Below are 18,426 nucleotides of genomic sequence, written 5' to 3'. Positions count from 1 at the left end.
ATCTGCGTGCCCGGCGAAAACCGGGTCGCAGACCACGAGGGACACACGGGGAAAGCAGGAGGCGGTCGACATGGCGCAGGGCGAGGTGCTCGAGTTCGAGGAGTACGTCCGCACCCGGCAGGACGCGCTGCTGCGCAGCGCACGCCGTCTGGTCCCGGACCCGGTCGACGCGCAGGACCTGCTCCAGACGGCGCTCGTCAGGACGTACGGCCGCTGGGAGACCATCGAGGACAAGCGGCTCGCGGACGCCTATCTGCGCCGGGTGATGATCAACACCCGCACGGAGTGGTGGCGGGCGCGGAAGCTGGAGGAGGTGCCGACCGAGCAGCTCCCGGACGCCTCGGTCGACGACTCCACCGAGCAGCACGCGGACCGCGCCCTGCTGATGGACGTCATGAAGGTGCTCGCCCCCAAGCAGCGCAGTGTCGTGGTGCTGCGACACTGGGAGCAGATGTCCACGGAGGAGACGGCCGCCGCCCTCGGCATGTCGGTGGGAACGGTCAAGAGCACGCTGCACCGGGCGCTCGCCCGGCTCCGCGAGGAGCTGGAGGCCCGCGACCTGGACGCACGCGCGCTGGAGCGTGAGGAGCGGGAGCGTTGCGCGGCGGCCTGACCGAACCCGGGCCCCCCAGATCGGACCCGGCTCCGGTCCGGGGGATTCTCCAGGCGGCAAGCACGGCGGTGGCCGTGCTCGCCGCCCTCGCCCTTTTCGTCTCCGCCTGCGCCACCGGCGGCACCGGCACCCGTGACGAGGGGCCGGCGCACGCCGTCGCGGGAACCGGCGCCTCGGCCGCCGCCGCACCGTCCGTCCTGGACTCGCCGCGCCTGGACCGCACGTCCGCGGTCGCCCTCCTGAAGTCGGACCCGAAGGTCTCCGAGGCGGTCAAGCGCGATCTGAAGCCCTGCGTCGCCGACGAGTACCCGGTCGACCTCAGCTACGGCGACCTCACCGGCGGCTCGGCCGACGACGTCGTCGTCAACGTCGTGACCTGTGCGGATCTGGTGGGCGTCGGCTCGTACGTGTACCGCGAGCAGGACGGTTCGTACCAGAATGTCTTCCAGGCCGAGGAGCCCCCGGTCTACGCCGAGATCGACCGCGGCGACCTGGTGGTGACCAAGCAGGTGTACGAGAAGGGCGACCCGGTGTCGGCCCCGTCCGGCGAGAACGTGGTCACGTACCGCTGGGTCGCGGGGAAGTTCAGCACGGTGTACAGGACGCACAGCGACTACAGCGGCGTCGTCGGCGCGGACCCGACGCCGGCGCCCGACAGCTGAGTACCGCGTACGGCGAACCGATCGGACCGCCCGGAACGATCCCCCAGTGAACGATCCTTTAGTGAGCGTCACGACACCGAAGAGTGAGAGCACCCGGATGGCAGACCAGACCCACGTGCTGTTCGTCGAGGACGACGACGTCATCCGCGAGGCCACCCAGCTCGCCCTGGAGCGGGACGGCTTCGCGGTCACCGCCATGCCCGACGGACTGTCCGGCCTGGAGGCGTTCCGGGCCGACCGCCCCGACATCGCCCTGCTGGACGTCATGGTCCCGGGTCTGGACGGGGTCAGCCTGTGCCGCCGTATCCGCGACGAGTCCACCGTGCCGGTGATCATGCTGTCGGCGCGGGCCGACTCGATCGACGTGGTGCTGGGCCTGGAGGCGGGCGCCGACGACTACGTGACCAAGCCGTTCGACGGGGCCGTCCTGGTCGCCCGGATCCGCGCGGTGCTGCGCCGCTTCGGGCACGCGGGCGGTGCGGACCGGGGTGAGGAGAGCGCCGGGCCCGATGCCGGGGGCCTGCTGACCTTCGGCGAACTGGAGGTCGACACCGAGGGCATGGAGGTGCGCAAGGGCGGGCAGCCGGTGGCGCTCACCCCGACCGAGATGCGGCTGCTCCTCGAGTTCTCCTCCGCGCCGGGCACCGTGCTCTCCCGCGACAAGCTCCTGGAGCGGGTGTGGGACTACGGCTGGGGCGGGGACACCCGGGTCGTCGACGTCCATGTGCAGCGCCTGCGGACGAAGATCGGCCAGGACCGGATCGAGACGGTCCGCGGCTTCGGCTACAAGTTGAAGGCCTGAGCGGGGGCCCGGGACATGCGGGGGATCCTTCGGAGCCCGGTGACGGAGCGCGTGGTGATGCGGACGGGCCTGAGATGGAAGCTCAGCGCGGCCATCGCGCTGGTCGGCGCGCTGGTGGCGATCGCGCTCAGCCTGGTCGTGCACAACGCGGCACGTGTCTCGATGCTGGACAACGCGCGCGACCTGGCCGACGAACGGATCCAGATCGCCCAGCGCAACTACGAGCTGACCGGCAAGCCGAACTTCCCGAGCATCGCGGTCGACGACCGGCATCTGCCGCCCCCGCTGCGCAGGAAGGTCGAGGAGGGCCGCCGGGCGACCTTCGTCTCCGACCGGTCCGACCGGGGGCCCGACATCTGGGCGGCCGTCCCGGTCAAGGGCGGGCATGTGCTGTCCCTGCACACCGGGTTCACCGACCGCAGCACCGACATCCTCAACGACCTCGACCAGGCCCTGGTGATCGGCTCCATCGCGGTGGTCCTCGGCGGCAGCGCGCTCGGCGTGCTCATCGGCGGGCAGTTGTCCCGGCGGCTCAGGAAGGCGGCGGCCGCCGCGAACCAGATGGCCAAGGGCGAGACGGACGTCCGGGTCCGGGACGCGATCGGCGGGGTCGTCCAGGACGAGACCGACGACCTCGCGAGCGCGGTGGACGCCATGGCGGACGCGCTCCAGCAGCGGCTGGAGGCCGAGCGCCGGGTCACGGCGGACATCGCGCACGAGCTGCGGACACCGGTGACGGGCCTGCTGACGGCGGCGGAACTGCTGCCGCCGGGCCGGCCCACCGAGCTGGTCCTGGACCGCGCGAAGGCCATGCGCACCCTGGTCGAGGACGTCCTGGAGGTGGCCCGCCTGGACGGCGCCTCCGAGCGCGCCGAACTCCAGGACATCCTGCTCGGCGAGTTCGTCGCCCGGCGGGTGGCGGCGAAGGACCCGGAGATCGAGGTCCGGGTGGTGCACGAGTCGGAGGTCACCACCGACCCGCGGCGCCTGGAGCGCGTCCTGTTCAACCTCCTCGCCAATGCCGCCCGGCACGGCAAGCCGCCGATCCAGGTCACCGTCGAGGGCCGGGTGATCCGCGTCCGCGACCACGGCCCCGGCTTCCCCGAGGACCTCCTCGCCGACGGCCCGAGCCGCTTCCGCACGGGCAGCGCGGACCGGGCGGGGCACGGCCACGGGCTGGGCCTGACCATCGCGGCGGGACAGGCCCGGGTGCTGGGCGCGCGGCTGACGTTCCGCAACGTCCGCCCTGCCGGGGCGCCGGGGGGCCTCCCCTCGGAGGGCGCGGTGGCGGTGCTCTGGCTGCCGGAACACGCGCCTACGGCGACGGGGAGCTATCCGCTGCTGCCGTAGCCCTGCGAAGAGCGCCGGTCCGCGGCGAGTCCCTCCCCGGTGTCCGTCACGCCCAGTCCTTCGAGAAGTCCAGCTCCTCGTTGCGCTGGGTCAGGGAGAACCAGTTGCCGTTGTCGTCGCGGAAGATCGCCTCGATGCCGTACGGCCGCTCCTGCGGCTCCTGGATGAACTCGACCCCGCGCGCACGGAACGTCTCGTAGTCCCCCCGGCAGTCGTCGGTCCGGAACGCGCCGGCGCCCATGACCCCCTTGCCGACCAGCTTCTTCAGGGCCTCCGAGGACTCGGGGTCCAGCCCCGGTCCGTCCAGGTGCATCAGGGCGAGCTCGACGCCCTCCTGGCCCTTCGCCCCGACGGTGACCCACTTCATGGCGCCCATGGCGACCTCGCTGCGCACCTCGAAGCCCAGTTTCTCGATGAAGAAGGCCTTGGTGCGCTGCTGGTCGAAGGTCCACACGGTGGTGATGCCCAGCCCCAGGATCATGACTCTGTTCCCTCCGGTCCGCTTCCGCTGTCCTGTTCCTAACCGTAGGCAGCGGGGAGAGTGGGGCGCTTCTCCAAAGTTGCGGAACGCGCGGTCGGGAATCCGCCGGCCCACAGCATGGCGTAGCACCCGGGGATCAGGGCGGCTCCGCTGCCCACGTGCTTCGTCCGGTACTCGCTCGGGGTGACCCCGGTCCGCGCCTTGAAGCGGGCGGAGAAGGTGCCGAGGCTGCTGAACCCAACCAGGTGGCAGATCTCGGTGACGCTCAGGTCGGCCCCCCGCAGCATCTCCTCGGCCCGCTCGATCCTGCGGTGGGTGAGGTACTGCCCGGGCGTCTCGCCGTACGCCTCCTTGAAGGCGCGGATGAAGTGATACCGCGAGTACCCGGCATGCCCGGCGACGGCCCCCAGGTCGAGGTCCGGATCCGCCCAGTCCCGGTCCATGGCGTCCTTGGCGAGCCGCAACTGGCGGGTCTTGTCCATGAGCCCGATGGTGACACGCGGCACTGACATCGGGGCTGGGCAGGGGGAAGGGCGGGGGTGGCGCGGACGCCGAAGGGCGGTGGGCCCCGGCAGGGCAGGGGGCGCGGACCCCGAAGGGCGATGGGCCCGGGCACGGCGGGGCGCGCAGGCCCCAACCGGCGAAAGGCCCCGGGCATGGCAGGGGTGGCGCAGGCCCCAACCGGCGGAGAGCCCGGACACGACAGAGGTAGCGCAGACCCCAACCGGCGAAGAGCCCGGACACGACAGAGGTAGCGCAGACCCCAACCGGCGAAGAGCCCGGACACGACAGAGGTAGCACAGGCCCCAACCGGCGAAGAGCCCGGACACGACAGAGGTAGCGCAGCCCCCAACCTGCGAAGAGCCCAGGCACGGAGAAGGCCCCCGGGGCGGACACCAGCCGGGGGCCTTCGGTTCACGTGGGTCGGACGTGGTGGGTCAGACCTCGACCAGCGGGGCCGGTGCCGCGCCCTCGGCCGCCTGCTGCGGACCCGCCCCCTTCAGCGGGACCTCCTTGACGAACACCGCCGCCGCCAGCGCGACCAGGGCCACGATCGAGCCGAGCAGGAACGCCGAGTGGGTGCCGGCCGAGACCGCGTACTGGTACGCCTCCCGCGCCGCCGCCGGCAGCTTCGCCAGGCTCGCCGCGTCGAGCTGCGCGGACTGCTCGGTCACCTTGGAGCCCAGCGCGCCGGCCCGCTCGGACATGACGTCCTGGACGCGGTTGTTGAACAGCGCGCCCATGATGGCGACACCGAAGGACGAGCCGAGCGTACGGAACAGGGTGGTGGAGGAGGACGCGACGCCCATGTCCTTCATCTCCACGCTGTTCTGCGCGACCAGCATGGTGATCTGCATCAGGCAGCCCATGCCGAACCCGACGACGGCCATGAACACACCGGAGGTGAACCGCGAGGTCCCGGTGTCCATCGTGGACAGCAGGTACAGCCCGACGACCATCAGGGAACTGCCGACGACCGGGAAGACGTAGTAGCGCCCGGTGTTGGTGGTGACCCGGCCCGCGACCATCGAGGTGACCAGCATCGCGCCGAGCATCGGCAGGAGCAGCAGCCCGGAGTTGGTCGCGGAGGCCCCCTGCACCGACTGCTGGTACAGCGGCAGGAAGAGGGTCGCGCCGAACATCACGAAGCCGGTGATGAAGCCGATGAGGGACATCAGGGTGAAGTTGCGGCTGCGGAAGATGTGCAGCGGCACGATCGGCTCGGCCGCCTTGGTCTGCCAGAACACGAACCCGATGAGCGAGGCGACGCCGATGCCGATCAGCTCCATGATCCGCGCGGAGGTCCAGGCGTACTCGGTGCCGCCCCAGGTGGTGACGAGCACGATGGAGGTGATGCCGACGGTCAGCAGGACCACGCCGAGGTAGTCGATGCCCGCCTTGGCCCGCTTCTTCGGCAGGTGCAGCACCACGCTGATGAGGCCGAGGGCCACCACGCCGAGCGGCAGGTTGATGTAGAAGGACCAGCGCCAGCCCCAGTTGTCGGTGATGGTGCCGCCGACCAGCGGACCGCCGATCATCGCGAGCGCCATGACGCCGGCCATCATGCCCTGGTACTTGCCGCGCTCCCGGGGCGGGATCAGGTCACCGATGATCGCCATGACGCCGACCATCAGACCGCCGGCACCGAGGCCCTGCACGGCCCGGAAACCGATGAGCTGACCCATGTCCTGGGCCATGCCGCTGAGCGCGGAGCCGATCAGGAAGATCACGATCGAGGTCATGAAGGTGGCCTTGCGGCCGTACATGTCACCGAGCTTGCCCCAGATCGGGGTCGCGGCGGCCGTCGCGAGCGTGTAGGCCGTCACCACCCAGGACAGGTGCTCGAGGCCGCCGAGCTCGCCCACGATCGTCGGCATCGCGGTGCCCACGATCATGTTGTCGAGCATCGCGAGCATCATGGTGATCATCAGTGCGAGCAGCACGACCCGGACGCTGCGCTGTGGCTTGTCCGGTTCTGTCTCGACCGTCTGTGTGTCCGCCATCGTTCCCACTCCCCTGAAGGTGCTGCGGTACTTCCCCCGCCGGGGCACTTACTTGCCGCCCGGCTAGTTGTCTACACTGGGGAAGGTAGACGCGTAACTAGCCGGGCGTCAAGTAAGTTTTCTGGAAAGCCGGGGAGCACGAGGATGGGCGGCACCATGGACGGCACCAAGCAGCAGCGCCGCGGGAACACACGCCAGCGCATCCAGGACGTGGCGCTCGAACTCTTCGCGGAGCAGGGCTACGAGAAGACGTCGCTACGGGAGATCGCCGAGCGTCTGGACGTCACCAAGGCGGCGCTCTACTACCACTTCAAGACCAAGGAAGAGATCCTCGTCAGCATCTTCGACGACCTGACGCAGCCGATCCTCGACCTGATCGAGTGGGGCAGGCAGCAGCCCCACACGCTGGAGACCAAGCAGGAGATCATCCGGCGCTACAGCGAGACCCTGGCCGGGGCGACGCCACTGTTCCGCTTCATGCAGGAAAACCAGGCGACGGTCCGTGAACTACGGGTCGGGGAGACCTTCAAGGAGCGCATGCAGGGCCTGCGCGAGACCCTCGTCGACCCGGACGCGGACCTGGTCGACCAGGTCCGCTCCGTCAGCGCGATGTTCACCCTGCACGCCGGCATGTTCCTCATCCACGACCTGGAAGGCGACCCGGAGACCAAGCGCAAGGCGGTCCTGGAGGTGGCGACGGACCTGATCACTCAGGCCCATCGGGGGAGCGGGAAGGGGTAGAGGGGGCGGGGAAACGGGGCGACCGGAACCGCGCGGCGGCTCGTGATGTCGTACGACGTCCCGCACCGCCCCGGCCCGACGGGCCGCTCGGCCCATCACCGCCCACCCTCACCTCACCCGGAGCCGAAGACGAACCGGTCGCCCCACCGGACCGGCCGTCAGACCTTCACGCCCTTGGCCCGCAGGAACTTGACCGGGTCTATCGCCGAGCCGTAGTTCGGCGTCGTGCGGATCTCGAAGTGCAGGTGCGGGCCACTGGAGTTGCCGGTGTTGCCGGACAGGGCGATGCGCTGGCCGGTCTTGACGATCTGGCCGACCTTGACGTTGATCCGCGAGAGGTGGGCGTACTGCGAGTACGTCCGGTTGCCGTGCTTGATCACGATGGCGTTGCCGTAGGCGGACCCGTCACCGGCACCGCCCGGACCCGCCTTGACGACGGTCCCACCGTGCGCGGCGACGACCTTCGTCCCGCTCGGCACCGCGAAGTCCTGCCCACTGTGGGTGGACTGCCACATGGCACCGGCCTGGGCAAAGCTCGCGCTGAGCTTGTACTTCTTCACCGGGTCCACCCAGGAGGGGTGGGACGCGGCCGAGGCGACTCCGGCTCCGAGCACGGCCGTGGCGCCGACGGAGGCGGCCACGACAGCCACTCGGGCGCGGAGCAGGGTCGTACGGGAGGAGCGGGGGGAGACGCGCTGGAACATATGAACCTCATGGAGCCGGGGACAGGAAACCACCCGGCGCACGACGGCGTCCGGATGGGGCATCCCTTGGTAACCCCGAGACCCGAAGACCCTCAAACCACCCATCTGCGATGTTTAGTAGTAATGGGTACTGAATGGACGCCCGAGAAGCCCTTCCCCCCACCCACCCTCACGACTATTCCGCCTAGTAACGGACAAATCCCCTGTGCGGCAAGTCACCGGTCCATAAGATCGTCCCGTCCCGAAATGTGACGGCCACTACGCTCCCCGCATGAATCCGACGTCCGGACTTCTCAGCGCGATGTGACGTACATCTCTGGCCACTTACCCTTCAGTAACCCTACGGTTCCCCTCGCGCCACCCTCACCAAGCAACATGCACGCGACAACTGCAATGTTCACGGACGTGAGAGGACCCCCACTCCATGGCAGACAGACGCCTCTGGGCACGCCGCACCGCCGTCGCCGTAGTAACCGCCTCCGCCCTCACGGCCCTGGCGGTTCCCGCCCAGGCCGCGACCGCCACGACGAGCACCACCGCCACGACCGCGGCCACTGCCGCCACCGCCGCCGCAGAGGACGTCGGCTACGCCACCTGGCAGGCCGACTGCCAGTCCCTGATGGACCAGGCCCTGCCGTATCTGAAGACGCGGATCGCCGCGACCAAGCCGGGCGAGAAGCAGGCGATCGTCTTCGACATCGACAACACCACCCTGGAGACCGACTTCGGCTTCAGCTACCCCTCGCCGGCCAACAAGCCCGTCCTGAACGTCGCCAAGTACGCCCAGGAGCACGGCGTCTCCCTGTTCTTCGTGACCGCCCGCCCCGACATCATCGCCCCGGCGACCGACTACAACCTCAAACAGGTCGGCTACCAGGTCAGCGGCCTCTACGTCCGCAACTTCATCGACCTCTTCAAGGACGTCGCCACCTACAAGACGGCCAAGCGCGTCGACATCGAGAACAAGGGCTACACGATCATCGCGAACATCGGCAACAGCGCCACCGACCTGTCGGGCGGCCATGCCGAGAAGACCTTCAAACTCCCGGACTACGACGGTCAGTTGTCCTGACCTGCCGCTGCCCGGTTAGGCTCCGTCCGCGCACACGCACACACGGGGGTGGCGGATGGAGCCCGCGGTACTCGGCAGCAAGCTGGCGTCCGCTCTGGTCGGTCAACTGGTGCGGAAACTCTTCCGGCCCGACGGCCCGGGCGCCGGTCTGGTCGACAAGCCGGTTCGGCTCTCCGCCCTGGTCTCCTTCCGGGGCGAGAAGCGCACCCTGGGCGAGAAGGAGGTCCGCGCCCTCGCCCACGGCATGGTCCGCGCGGCCACGGACTCCCCCGGCGAGCCGCCCTTCCCGGCCGACGAGGAAACCGCCGTCGTCGACGCCCTCACCCGCCAACTGCTCGCCCTCGGCGACCTGGACATGGACGACGTCCAGGCCGTCCGCCTCGGCTACCGCGAACTGGCCAGGGAGCTGCGCCGGCAGGCGCCCCCGCCGTCCGGACTCTCCGCCGACGCCTGCTACTTCCTCGACAACGCGATCGAATGGTCCTGCCTCCAGATCCTGGAGTTCTTCACCCGCCGGTCGACCTTTGTCGCCCGCACCCTCGTGGAGCAGACCCGCGCCCAGGCCGAACTCATCGCGAAGATCGACGAGTTGATCGCCCGCAGCCCCCGCCCCGGCGCGACGGACCGCAGCTTCGAACGCCGCTATCTCCCCCACGTCGCCGACCGCCACCACCACATCACCATCTACGGCATCGACCTGCGCGACTCCGCGGACCGCTGGCCCCTCGAAGTGGCGTACCTCAGCCTGGAAGCCACCACGGCCGAGGAGAGCCCCCTCGCGGAGGAGCACCCCGGGGGCCCGCTGACCGTCCGACTCCCCGCCGAGGAAGCCCTGTTCGCCCATGACCGGGTCCTGCTGCGCGGCGACGCGGGCTCCGGCAAGACCACCCTGGTGCAGTGGCTGGCGGTCACCGCGGCCAGGGACGGCAGCGGAGTGCCGTACGTCCTGCCCCTGCGCACCCTGATCCGCGCGGGGTCCCTCCCCTCCCCCGCCGACTTCCTGACCGCCGTGAGCTGCCCGCTGACCCCGCCGGAGGGCTGGACGGAACGCGTCCTGACGGCGGGCCGCGGTCTCGTCCTCGTGGACGGCCTGGACGAGGTCCCCGCCGCCGACCGCCACCGCACCCGCGACTGGCTCCTGTCCCTCATCCGCGCCTTCCCCGGCAACCGCTGGCTCCTGACCTCCCGCCCCACCGCCGTCCGCCCCGACTGGCTGGCCGCCGAGGGCTTCGGCGAGCTCACCCTGGCCCCGATGCGCCGCCCGGACGTGGCCACCTTCGTCCACCGCTGGCACACGGCCGCCGAGGCCCCCGAGTACGAGACCTCGCTCCTGGACTCCCTGCGCACCAAGCGCGACCTGGCCCGTCTGGCCACCAACCCCCTGATGTGCGGCCTGATCTGCGCCCTGCACCGCGAGCGGCGGGGCTATCTCCCCACCGGACGCAAGGAGTTGTACGACGCCGCCCTCACCATGCTGCTCGCCCGCCGCGACCGGGAGCGCGGCCTGGAGCTGGAGCAGGGCGAGGAGACCCAGCTGGAGCTGCTCCAGCGCCTCGCGTACGCACTGGTGCTGAGCGGCCGTACCGAGATGGAACAGGAGACGGCCGAGTCGATCGTGGACCGCTGCCTCCCCGTCGTCGGCCTGCGAGGCCCCGCCCCCGCCGTCCTGCACGACCTGCTGCTGCGCAGCGGCCTGCTCCGCCAACCCGCCGACGGCGTCGTGGACTTCGTCCACCGCACCTTCCAGGACTACCTGGGCGCACGGTACGCCGTGGAGGAGGGCCACCTGGACGTCCTCGCCGGCCGCGCGGACGACACCCAGTGGGAGGACGTGATCCGGATGGCGGTGGCCCACGCCCGCCCCCGTGAACGGGCCTCTCTGATACGGCAACTGCTCGCCAGGGACGTTCCCCGCCTGACCCTGCTGGCGCTGGCCTGCCTGGAGCACGCGCCGGCGCTGGACGCGGCGGTGCGGGCGGAGGTGGAGAAGCGGGCGGCGGCCCTGATCCCGCCGGCCTCGAAGGCGGACGCGAGGGCTCTGGCGGAGGCGGGGCCGCTGGTGCTGGAGCTGCTACCGGGACCGGAGGGCCTGTCGGCCGAGCAGGCCCGGAACGTCACCATCACCGCCTCGCTGCTCGCCGCCGAGGAGCCCGCGGGCGCCCTCGCGGTACTGCGGCGGTTCCGCGAGCACCCGGACCTCGGGGTCCGCCGACAGCTCGCGGGGACCTGGAGCCGCTTCGACACCGCGGAGTACGTCTCGGAGGTGCTGGACCACCTGCCCCGCCAAGACCTCTACCTCGGCTGCGAGTCCCCCGGACAGCGGGCCGCGCTGGCCGGCATGCGGCCCTGGCGCGGCCTCGCCTTCCTCGGTGAGCACGCACCCGAGGCGATCGTCGCCGCCGTACCGGAGCCGTCGTACGTGAGCCTCCTCGACCTGCGGGACAACCCCCTGGTCACCGACCTGGGGGCGCTGCTGCCCTTCAGGTCCCTGCACGATCTGCTGCTGGCCCGCTGCCCCGGCGCCCACGGTCTGGACCGGCTCGCCGAGCTTCCGCTCGCCGAACTCATCTGCGGGCAGATCGCCGACCTCACCGGCCTCGGAGCCCTGGGCTCGCTCGTGCGGCTCACGGTGGAGCAGGAGCTTCCGGGCCGCAGCCTCACCGATGTCCTGCCGGTCGATGCGGACCTGCGGTTCCTCTTCCTCGGCCGGCGCACCATCAACCGCACCGGCCTGCGCGGCCTGGACCACTGGTCCGGCCTCACCGACCTCAGCCTCGGACCGCTGACGACACAGCTGACGGCGGAGGACTGGCGGGCGGTGGCCGCGCTGCCAGCCCTCGAGCAGCTCCATCTGAACGCCCGGATCCTGCGGGACCAGCCGGGCTCCCTCGCGTGCATGCCGGAGCTGCCGGAGGTCACAGGTCTACGACTGCCCGGGCTGCTCGGCACCGAGGACGTCTCCGCGCTGGCGGACCGGCTGCCGGGGCTGCGCTCGCTGGTCCTCGAGAACATGCCGGGGCACGAGTTCGCCGTCTCCCGGCTCTCCACCGCCTTCCCCGGAGTGGACGTCCGCCTGAACCGGCGCTGACACGGCGAAGGGGCCGGCACCCGAAGGCACCGGCCCCTCACTCGACGTCTCCCCGAAGGGCTACGCCTCCTTGCTCAGGTTCGGACCGGCACCGCCGGCCGCCTGCTCGATCGGCGGGACGTCGGGCAGTGCCGACTTCTCCTCGCCGCGGAAGGTGAAGGTCTGGGTCTCGCCCTCGCCCTCGGTGTCCACGACCACGATGTGACCGGGACGCAGCTCGCCGAAGAGGATCTTCTCCGAGAGGGTGTCCTCGATCTCGCGCTGGATCGTGCGACGCAGCGGCCGCGCGCCCAGGACGGGGTCGTAACCCTTCTTGGAGAGCAGTTCCTTGGCGGACTGGGAGAGCTCGATGCCCATGTCCCGGTCCTTCAGGCGCTCGTCGACCTTGCCGATCATCAGGTCGACGATCGCGAGGATGTCGTCCTGGGTCAGCTGCGGGAAGACGACCACGTCGTCGACGCGGTTGAGGAACTCGGGCCGGAAGTGCTGCTTGAGCTCGTCCGAGACCTTGTTCTTCATGCGCTCGTAGTTGGTCTTCTTGTCACCCGAGGCCGCGAAGCCCAGGTTGAAGCCCTTGGAGATGTCCCGGGTGCCGAGGTTGGTCGTCATGATGATGACCGTGTTCTTGAAGTCCACGACCCGGCCCTGGGAGTCGGTCAGGCGACCGTCCTCCAGGATCTGCAGCAGCGAGTTGAAGATGTCCGGGTGGGCCTTCTCGACCTCGTCGAAGAGGACCACCGAGAACGGCTTGCGCCGCACCTTCTCGGTCAGCTGGCCGCCCTCTTCGTAGCCCACGTAGCCGGGGGGCGAACCGAAGAGCCGCGAGACGGTGTGCTTCTCGCTGAACTCCGACATGTCGAGGGAGATCAGCGCGTCCTCGTCACCGAAGAGGAACTCGGCGAGGGCCTTGCTGAGCTCGGTCTTACCGACACCGGACGGACCGGCGAAGATGAACGAACCACCGGGACGCTTGGGGTCCTTCAGACCCGCGCGCGTACGACGGATCGCCTTCGACAGCGCCTTGACGGCGTCGACCTGGCCGATGACCCGCTTGTGGAGCTCGTCCTCCATGCGCAGCAGACGCGAGGACTCCTCCTCGGTCAGCTTGAAGACCGGGATGCCGGTGGCGGTCGCGAGGACCTCGGCGATCAGCTCGCCGTCGACCTCGGCGACGACGTCCATGTCGCCGGCCTTCCACTCCTTCTCCCGCTTGGCCTTGGCGGCCAGGAGCTGCTTCTCCTTGTCGCGCAGGGAGGCGGCCTTCTCGAAGTCCTGCGAGTCGATCGCGGACTCCTTGTCCCGGCGGACACCGGCGATCTTCTCGTCGAACTCGCGGAGGTCCGGCGGCGCGGTCATCCGGCGGATGCGCATCCGGGAACCGGCCTCGTCGATCAGGTCGATCGCCTTGTCCGGCAGGAAGCGGTCCGAGATGTACCGGTCGGCCAGGGTCGCGGCCTGGACGAGGGCCTCATCCGTGATGGACACACGGTGGTGGGCCTCGTAGCGGTCGCGCAGACCCTTGAGGATCTCGATGGTGTGCGGGAGCGAGGGCTCGGCGACCTGGATGGGCTGGAAGCGGCGCTCCAGGGCCGCGTCCTTCTCCAGGTGCTTGCGGTACTCGTCCAGCGTGGTGGCACCGATGGTCTGGAGCTCACCGCGGGCCAGCATCGGCTTCAGGATCGAAGCCGCGTCGATGGCGCCCTCGGCGGCACCCGCACCCACGAGCGTGTGCAGCTCGTCGATGAACAGGATGATGTCGCCGCGGGTGCGGATCTCCTTGAGGACCTTCTTCAGGCGCTCCTCGAAGTCACCGCGGTAGCGGGAGCCGGCGACCAGCGCGCCGAGGTCCAGGGTGTAGAGGTGCTTGTCCTTGAGGGTCTCGGGCACCTCGCCCTTGACGATGGCCTGGGCGAGACCCTCGACGACGGCGGTCTTGCCGACGCCGGGCTCACCGATCAGGACCGGGTTGTTCTTGGTACGGCGGGACAGCACCTGCATGACCCGCTCGATCTCCTTCTCGCGCCCGATGACCGGGTCGAGCTTGGACTCACGAGCGGCCTGGGTGAGGTTCCGGCCGAACTGGTCGAGGACCAGGGACGTCGAGGGGGTGCCCTCGGCAGGCCCGCCGGCGGTGGCGGTCTCCTTGCCCTGGTAACCGGAGAGCAGCTGGATGACCTGCTGCCGGACCCGGTTGAGATCAGCGCCCAGCTTGACGAGGACCTGGGCGGCGACGCCCTCGCCCTCGCGGATCAGGCCGAGCAGGATGTGCTCCGTGCCGATGTAGTTGTGGCCCAGCTGAAGGGCCTCGCGGAGCGACAGCTCCAGGACCTTCTTGGCACGGGGGGTGAAGGGGATGTGCCCGGACGGGGCCTGCTGGCCCTGGCCGATGATCTCCTCCACCTGCTGGCGGACCGCCTCGAGCGAAATCCCGAGGCTCTCAAGGGCCTTGGCGGCGACACCCTCACCCTCGTGGATCAGGCCCAGGAGGATGTGCTCGGTGCCGATGTAGTTGTGGTTGAGCATCCGGGCTTCTTCCTGAGCCAGGACGACAACCCGCCGCGCGCGGTCGGTGAACCTCTCGAACATCGTTAATCGCTCCTCAGAGCGGTCAGGCAGTGGGGGGAACTTCCCCTCCCTGTCCTTCCGCAGCTTAGTCCCGCAAGCGGGGACCGCTCATTCCAACTGCCGACACCGTCGATGGCCTCCTGACCCCGCTAACGCCGACATCTGCTCCAACCCGATGGTGCGAGACGATGTTCCCGCAGGCCAGGCAGTTACCCCAGTCGCCAGTACGCCGTTGGCGAACGTGAGACAGCCTGTTCTGCGTGTCGCCCCCTCCCACTAGGGATGTCTTACCCGCTCGCACTGACAGTCCATGCCGAGCGCCCCCCGTCCCTCCGCTATGGGCGAACAACCTTGCGCCGTCCCGGACCCCCGCACGCCCCCACCACGGACACTCTGCGCACACGCGGATGCACCCAGCGTAACTCCAGGGCCTTCGAGACGGTTGCACTCGGCATGGTCGGCCACCTCCCGCTCTCCGCGGACCTCACCACGGTCCCGCCTCCCCGTCGACCGCCCGACGCGACCGCTTCCGGCGACGATCAGGTACGCCGCTGGTACGAGAACGAACTGGGCTGGCCGACCGTGCCCGAGGATTCCTCCCCGGACCCTTGTGTACGGCTCAGGGTGGGCCTGCGTTTCGATGTGCTGGACATTCCGGCCGCCGCGGGGCACGCGGCCCTGCGCCACCTGACCGCCGGCTCCCCGGTGGCCGTACGGGGCGACCGGATGCGGCTGCTGGTCGCGGCGGGCAGCGCGGACGAGTTGCCGGGAATCCTGGACTGGCTGGAGTGGGGCAGACTCCCCCTCGACCTGCACGCCCTGGGCCCGGGCGACTCCATGGAGGCACCCACGCCGCCGGAGGAGACCTCGGGCGAAGCGACCGGGGTCATGAAAGCCGTACGAAAGGGGATGCCGGGGCCGGACGGGTCCGATGAAGGGTCGGCCGAGCTGTCGACGGCGTCAGGGCCGGACCGGCTCGCGGTGACCGGGCTTTCCGGCGCGGCACTCGGCGCCGGGGTGCGGCCTCTCGTCCTGGGCCGCCCGGGCGTCCTGCAGGGGGCCGCCGTATGGCTGCGGCCCCCCGAGCCGGGGTGCGAGGTCGAGGCCTCGCTGCCGACGATGTCGGCGTTGGGGCGCGTCGGGAGCGCCCCCGATCTCGTACGCGTCGTGGACACGGTGGCGACGCACTGCCACCGCATACGGCTGCGCACGCGGCCATAGGCCTTCGCAGGCCCTGGCCCTCATGGACCTTTCGATCAGGCGTTGGCCTTCTCGTAAGCCTCGCGAATGCTCGCCGGAACACGGCCGCGGTCATTGACCTCGTAACCGTTCTCCTTTGCCCACGCACGGATCTGAGCGGTGTCCTGGCTGCCACCGGAAGCGGCTCGCGCCTTTCCACGCCCACCCGAAGCACGGCCTCCGGTACGACGACCACCCTTCACGTAGGGGTCGAGAAGGCCACGGAGCTTGTCCGCATTGGCGGTCGTGAGATCGATCTCGTACGTCTTGCCGTCCAACGCGAACGTGACGGTCTCGTCCGCCTCGCCGCCGTCGATGTCGTCGACAAGAAGGACCTGAACCTTCTGTGCCACCGGATTTCCTTTCATCCAATACTTGAGGGCCGGGGGTCTGCGGCGTCCGCCGTTTCGCCGTCCCCTGTTATATGCAGTACTGCAGTACGTCGGAAAGCAAACCGCTTTTGCCGGAAAAACACAAACCCCTGGGAGAGACCGACAGGCAGCTCCCCGTCCGGAAACATGCGCGTTTCGGACATAGGGAACCTGGGCAGGGCCGATCGCCGAATCCTTGGCGATCACAGATGCAGAAGCATCCGGCTGTTGCCCAAGGTGTTCGGTTTCACTCGTTCGAGACCCAGGAACTCCGCGACACCTTCGTCATAGGAACGCAGCAGCTCTGCGTAGACATCGGTGTCAACGGGTGTCTCACCGATCTCGACGAAGCCGTGCTTGCCGAAGAAGTCCACTTCGAAGGTGAGACAGAAAACGCGACGAACGCCGAGCCAGCGGGCCGTCTGCAACAACTTCTCCAGCAACTGATGCCCGACACCGGCGCCCTTCAGGCCGGGCTTCACCGCGAGAGTGCGCACTTCCGCGAGGTCTTCCCACATCACGTGCAGAGCACCGAAGCCGACCAGCTCGGCGTTGTCGTCGCGCTCGGCGACCCAGAACTCCTGGATGTCCTCGTAAAGCGTCACCGTCGCTTTGTCGAGCAGGATGCGGTCGCGGACGTAGGAGTCAAGGAGCCGACGGATGCCGGCGACATCGCTGGTGCGGGCCCGGCGGACGGTGATGGCTTTTGCGGTGACTTCGGGGTTCTCGGCGGAGGGAGTCTTCGCGGACATGAGCGGACGCTATCGCCCGCCGTCCCGCGTTGCCGAGTCGGGGTTCTCCACGGTCGGTCCCCCGACGATCCGTACGGCGTCCTGGAGTGCCTGTCGCTGTTCCTCGCTCATCATGCCGAAGAAGGCGACGAGAGCGGCGGCGGGGTTGTCGCTCTGGGACCAGGCGTCGTTCATCAGTGCCGCGGCGTAGGCGGCCCGTGTGGAGACCGCCTCATATCGATAGGCCCGGCCTTCCGCCTCACGGCGCACCCAGCCCTTCTGATGGAGATTGTCCAAAACGGTCATCACCGTGGTGTAGGCGATGGACCGTTCCTGCCGAAGGTCTTCCAGGACTTCCCGAACGGTGACCGGGCGGTTCCACTTCCACACCCGCGTCATGACCGCGTCTTCGAGTTCTCCCAATGGGCGAGGCACAGCTCAGCACAATAGTGGGAGATCCGGCTTTCGGCGTGACGGACGTGCTCTTTCAACGTCAAACGGCAACAAAAAGGGCGTACGACTCCGAAAGCACCGTGGCTCGGGGTCGTACGCCGCCGGAGGTTCAGGCGTCGGAACCGGAGGTCTGCTTGGCGCTCTCCGCGCGCGCGAGGGCGGCGTCGACGGCCGCGTCCTCCTTGGCCTTGTTGGCCCCGCCCTGGGTCTTCACGATCACCCGGATCAGGAAGACGAAGAACACGGCCATGACGACCGGGGGCACGAGCGCGGAGACATAGTCCATGCGTCCAGAGTAGCCACGGACAGGTGGACATCTCGGGCGGGGTGCGCCTGAAGCCGCTCCGGGATCAGCCCGCGGCCAGCTGCTGCGGCGGGTTCGCCGGAGGCGGGGCCGGTTTGCGGCGGGGGAAGACCTCGCCCGGGGTGGGGATCGGGCGGGAGGGCTTCGGGGCCGAGGGGGCGGGCTTCTCCGCCGGCTTCACCGGGGGCTTGGCCGGCTCCTTCCCCGGCTCCCGCCGCGGCTCCTTGGCGTCCTGCTCCGCCGGCCGGCCGTTCAGGACCCCGGAGGGAGCAGCGGAATGTCCCCCGGAACGGCCTCCGGGCAGCGCCAGGAGACGCGTACGGGAAGCGGGGACCACGGGGGCCGCCGGGGCACGCCGGGCGGCCGTGGCGCCCGCGAGACGGGCCCGTACGTCCCGTTCCGCCAGCATCTGGCAGCGGATCAGCAGCGCCGCCGCGACCGGGTTGCCGCGCAGCGCCCGGAGCGCGGCGAGATCGTCGGGCTGGGGGCGGTAGCCGGCGCCCAGCGCCTCCTCCAGGAGCGTGAGATAGCCGGCCGCGGTGCCGGGCAGCGCGGCGCGGTACCGGCCGAGGTCGGCCACCAGGAAGGCGCGCAGCCGGGCACCCTCGTGCACCGCCTCGTCGAGGGACTCGGCGAGGCGGTGGCAGTCCTTGATGTCCTCGGCCGAGGCGGGGGCGGGGTGAAGGGCGAGGGCGAGCGCGCGGCGGAGCACACGCAGCTCCTCCGCGCCGAACGCCATGCCGCCG

At 69.8% G+C, this 18,426-nt stretch carries 18 protein-coding genes; 8 read left to right on the top strand and 10 right to left on the bottom strand.

All coding sequences use genetic code 11. The features are described 5' to 3' along the window. Nucleotides 1–70 precede the first annotated feature (70 nt). The 4 genes from ACFULQ_RS28965 to cseC all read left to right on the top strand — a co-directional run bounded on the left by ACFULQ_RS28965 (nt 71) and on the right by cseC (nt 3,427). Nucleotides 71–613, top strand: a complete 543-nt coding sequence (locus tag ACFULQ_RS28965) for a SigE family RNA polymerase sigma factor (RefSeq protein ID WP_123762307.1) — start codon at nt 71–73, stop codon at nt 611–613. Further along, complete coding sequence (locus tag ACFULQ_RS28960; RefSeq protein WP_383549319.1) at nt 598–1,275, top strand: hypothetical protein; 678 nt, start codon at nt 598–600, stop codon at nt 1,273–1,275. Before ACFULQ_RS28965 ends, ACFULQ_RS28960 begins: the two co-directional genes overlap by 16 nt. 97 nt (nt 1,276–1,372) lie before the next feature. Next, nucleotides 1,373–2,077 (top strand): two-component system response regulator CseB, encoded by a 705-nt coding sequence (gene cseB, locus ACFULQ_RS28955; RefSeq protein WP_383549316.1) that lies wholly within the window; start codon nt 1,373–1,375, stop codon nt 2,075–2,077. Nucleotides 2,078–2,092: 15 nt separating this feature from the next. Next, nucleotides 2,093–3,427, top strand: coding sequence for a two-component system sensor histidine kinase CseC (gene cseC / locus ACFULQ_RS28950; RefSeq protein WP_383549313.1), 1,335 nt, complete (start codon nt 2,093–2,095; stop codon nt 3,425–3,427). 46 nt (nt 3,428–3,473) lie between these two features. Here the strand turns inward: cseC and ACFULQ_RS28945 are convergent, their stop codons facing one another. From ACFULQ_RS28945 to ACFULQ_RS28935, 3 genes are all read right to left on the bottom strand, one after another. After that, nucleotides 3,474–3,908 (bottom strand): VOC family protein, encoded by a 435-nt coding sequence (locus tag ACFULQ_RS28945; RefSeq protein WP_383549310.1) that lies wholly within the window; start codon nt 3,906–3,908, stop codon nt 3,474–3,476. Between the two features lie 38 nt (nt 3,909–3,946). Further along, nucleotides 3,947–4,390 (bottom strand): helix-turn-helix transcriptional regulator, encoded by a 444-nt coding sequence (locus ACFULQ_RS28940; RefSeq protein ID WP_383549307.1) that lies wholly within the window; start codon nt 4,388–4,390, stop codon nt 3,947–3,949. Between the two features lie 456 nt (nt 4,391–4,846). Further along, nucleotides 4,847–6,412: an MDR family MFS transporter gene (locus tag ACFULQ_RS28935; RefSeq protein WP_383549303.1), complete on the bottom strand. Its 1,566-nt coding sequence runs from the start codon at nt 6,410–6,412 to the stop codon at nt 4,847–4,849. A 144-nt stretch (nt 6,413–6,556) separates the two neighbouring features. Here ACFULQ_RS28935 and ACFULQ_RS28930 point away from each other — a divergent pair, with 144 nt between their 5' ends. Then, nucleotides 6,557–7,153: a TetR/AcrR family transcriptional regulator gene (locus tag ACFULQ_RS28930; RefSeq protein ID WP_383549300.1), complete on the top strand. Its 597-nt coding sequence runs from the start codon at nt 6,557–6,559 to the stop codon at nt 7,151–7,153. A 158-nt stretch (nt 7,154–7,311) separates the two neighbouring features. On the opposite strand, the gene ACFULQ_RS28925 is transcribed toward ACFULQ_RS28930, so the two are convergent. Then, a complete protein-coding gene (locus ACFULQ_RS28925; RefSeq protein ID WP_383549297.1) occupies nt 7,312–7,857 on the bottom strand; it encodes a M23 family metallopeptidase in 546 nt (181 codons plus the stop codon). 424 nt (nt 7,858–8,281) lie between these two features. Between ACFULQ_RS28925 and ACFULQ_RS28920 the strand changes: the two genes are divergently transcribed. Together ACFULQ_RS28920 and ACFULQ_RS28915 are read left to right on the top strand one after the other, a co-directional pair. Further along, nucleotides 8,282–8,929, top strand: a complete 648-nt coding sequence (locus tag ACFULQ_RS28920) for an HAD family acid phosphatase (protein WP_383549294.1) — start codon at nt 8,282–8,284, stop codon at nt 8,927–8,929. A gap of 55 nt (nt 8,930–8,984) precedes the next feature. Next, on the top strand, nt 8,985–12,017 hold the full coding sequence (locus ACFULQ_RS28915) for an NACHT domain-containing protein (protein ID WP_383549291.1): 3,033 nt from the start codon (nt 8,985–8,987) through the stop codon (nt 12,015–12,017). A gap of 60 nt (nt 12,018–12,077) precedes the next feature. On the opposite strand, the gene ACFULQ_RS28910 is transcribed toward ACFULQ_RS28915, so the two are convergent. Next, nucleotides 12,078–14,603, bottom strand: coding sequence for an ATP-dependent Clp protease ATP-binding subunit (locus ACFULQ_RS28910; protein WP_062033414.1), 2,526 nt, complete (start codon nt 14,601–14,603; stop codon nt 12,078–12,080). A gap of 432 nt (nt 14,604–15,035) precedes the next feature. Here ACFULQ_RS28910 and ACFULQ_RS28905 point away from each other — a divergent pair, with 432 nt between their 5' ends. After that, on the top strand, nt 15,036–15,803 hold the full coding sequence (locus ACFULQ_RS28905; RefSeq protein WP_383549288.1) for an SCO3374 family protein: 768 nt from the start codon (nt 15,036–15,038) through the stop codon (nt 15,801–15,803). A gap of 35 nt (nt 15,804–15,838) precedes the next feature. Here the strand turns inward: ACFULQ_RS28905 and ACFULQ_RS28900 are convergent, their stop codons facing one another. The 5 genes from ACFULQ_RS28900 to ACFULQ_RS28880 form a co-directional block, all read right to left on the bottom strand. Beyond that, on the bottom strand, nt 15,839–16,174 hold the full coding sequence (locus tag ACFULQ_RS28900) for an Lsr2 family protein (protein ID WP_037717519.1): 336 nt from the start codon (nt 16,172–16,174) through the stop codon (nt 15,839–15,841). A gap of 221 nt (nt 16,175–16,395) precedes the next feature. After that, complete coding sequence (locus ACFULQ_RS28895) at nt 16,396–16,944, bottom strand: amino-acid N-acetyltransferase (protein ID WP_030323856.1); 549 nt, start codon at nt 16,942–16,944, stop codon at nt 16,396–16,398. 9 nt (nt 16,945–16,953) lie between these two features. Beyond that, complete coding sequence (locus ACFULQ_RS28890) at nt 16,954–17,346, bottom strand: BlaI/MecI/CopY family transcriptional regulator (protein ID WP_383549284.1); 393 nt, start codon at nt 17,344–17,346, stop codon at nt 16,954–16,956. A 139-nt stretch (nt 17,347–17,485) separates the two neighbouring features. Further along, complete coding sequence (locus ACFULQ_RS28885) at nt 17,486–17,662, bottom strand: hypothetical protein (protein WP_383549281.1); 177 nt, start codon at nt 17,660–17,662, stop codon at nt 17,486–17,488. 64 nt (nt 17,663–17,726) lie between these two features. Next, nucleotides 17,727–18,419, bottom strand: a complete 693-nt coding sequence (locus ACFULQ_RS28880; RefSeq protein ID WP_383549345.1) for a hypothetical protein — start codon at nt 18,417–18,419, stop codon at nt 17,727–17,729. Nucleotides 18,420–18,426: the final 7 nt, after the last annotated feature.

Origin of the sequence: Streptomyces sp. NPDC057253 (assembly GCF_042669125.1) — a bacterium.
Taxonomy (GTDB): domain Bacteria; phylum Actinomycetota; class Actinomycetes; order Streptomycetales; family Streptomycetaceae; genus Streptomyces.
This window is presented reverse-complemented; position numbering and strand designations above follow the sequence as displayed.

What these genes read in the sequence shown, in the direction of transcription:
- ACFULQ_RS28920 (WP_383549294.1), top strand. Translation starts at nt 8,282, where the DNA reads ATGGCAGACAGACGCCTCTGGGCACGCCGCACCGCCGTCGCCGTAGTA.
- cseB (WP_383549316.1), top strand. Translation starts at nt 1,373, where the DNA reads ATGGCAGACCAGACCCACGTGCTGTTCGTCGAGGACGACGACGTCATC.
- ACFULQ_RS28965 (WP_123762307.1), top strand. Translation starts at nt 71, where the DNA reads ATGGCGCAGGGCGAGGTGCTCGAGTTCGAGGAGTACGTCCGCACCCGG.
- cseC (WP_383549313.1), top strand. Translation starts at nt 2,093, where the DNA reads ATGCGGGGGATCCTTCGGAGCCCGGTGACGGAGCGCGTGGTGATGCGG.
- ACFULQ_RS28930 (WP_383549300.1), top strand. Translation starts at nt 6,557, where the DNA reads ATGGGCGGCACCATGGACGGCACCAAGCAGCAGCGCCGCGGGAACACA.
- ACFULQ_RS28915 (WP_383549291.1), top strand. Translation starts at nt 8,985, where the DNA reads ATGGAGCCCGCGGTACTCGGCAGCAAGCTGGCGTCCGCTCTGGTCGGT.
- ACFULQ_RS28880 (WP_383549345.1), bottom strand. Translation starts at nt 18,419, where the DNA reads ATGGCGTTCGGCGCGGAGGAGCTGCGTGTGCTCCGCCGCGCGCTCGCC.
- ACFULQ_RS28910 (WP_062033414.1), bottom strand. Translation starts at nt 14,603, where the DNA reads ATGTTCGAGAGGTTCACCGACCGCGCGCGGCGGGTTGTCGTCCTGGCT.
- ACFULQ_RS28945 (WP_383549310.1), bottom strand. Translation starts at nt 3,908, where the DNA reads ATGATCCTGGGGCTGGGCATCACCACCGTGTGGACCTTCGACCAGCAG.
- ACFULQ_RS28885 (WP_383549281.1), bottom strand. Translation starts at nt 17,662, where the DNA reads ATGGACTATGTCTCCGCGCTCGTGCCCCCGGTCGTCATGGCCGTGTTC.
- ACFULQ_RS28925 (WP_383549297.1), bottom strand. Translation starts at nt 7,857, where the DNA reads ATGTTCCAGCGCGTCTCCCCCCGCTCCTCCCGTACGACCCTGCTCCGC.
- ACFULQ_RS28935 (WP_383549303.1), bottom strand. Translation starts at nt 6,412, where the DNA reads ATGGCGGACACACAGACGGTCGAGACAGAACCGGACAAGCCACAGCGC.
- ACFULQ_RS28895 (WP_030323856.1), bottom strand. Translation starts at nt 16,944, where the DNA reads ATGTCCGCGAAGACTCCCTCCGCCGAGAACCCCGAAGTCACCGCAAAA.
- ACFULQ_RS28905 (WP_383549288.1), top strand. Translation starts at nt 15,036, where the DNA reads ATGGTCGGCCACCTCCCGCTCTCCGCGGACCTCACCACGGTCCCGCCT.
- ACFULQ_RS28940 (WP_383549307.1), bottom strand. Translation starts at nt 4,390, where the DNA reads ATGGACAAGACCCGCCAGTTGCGGCTCGCCAAGGACGCCATGGACCGG.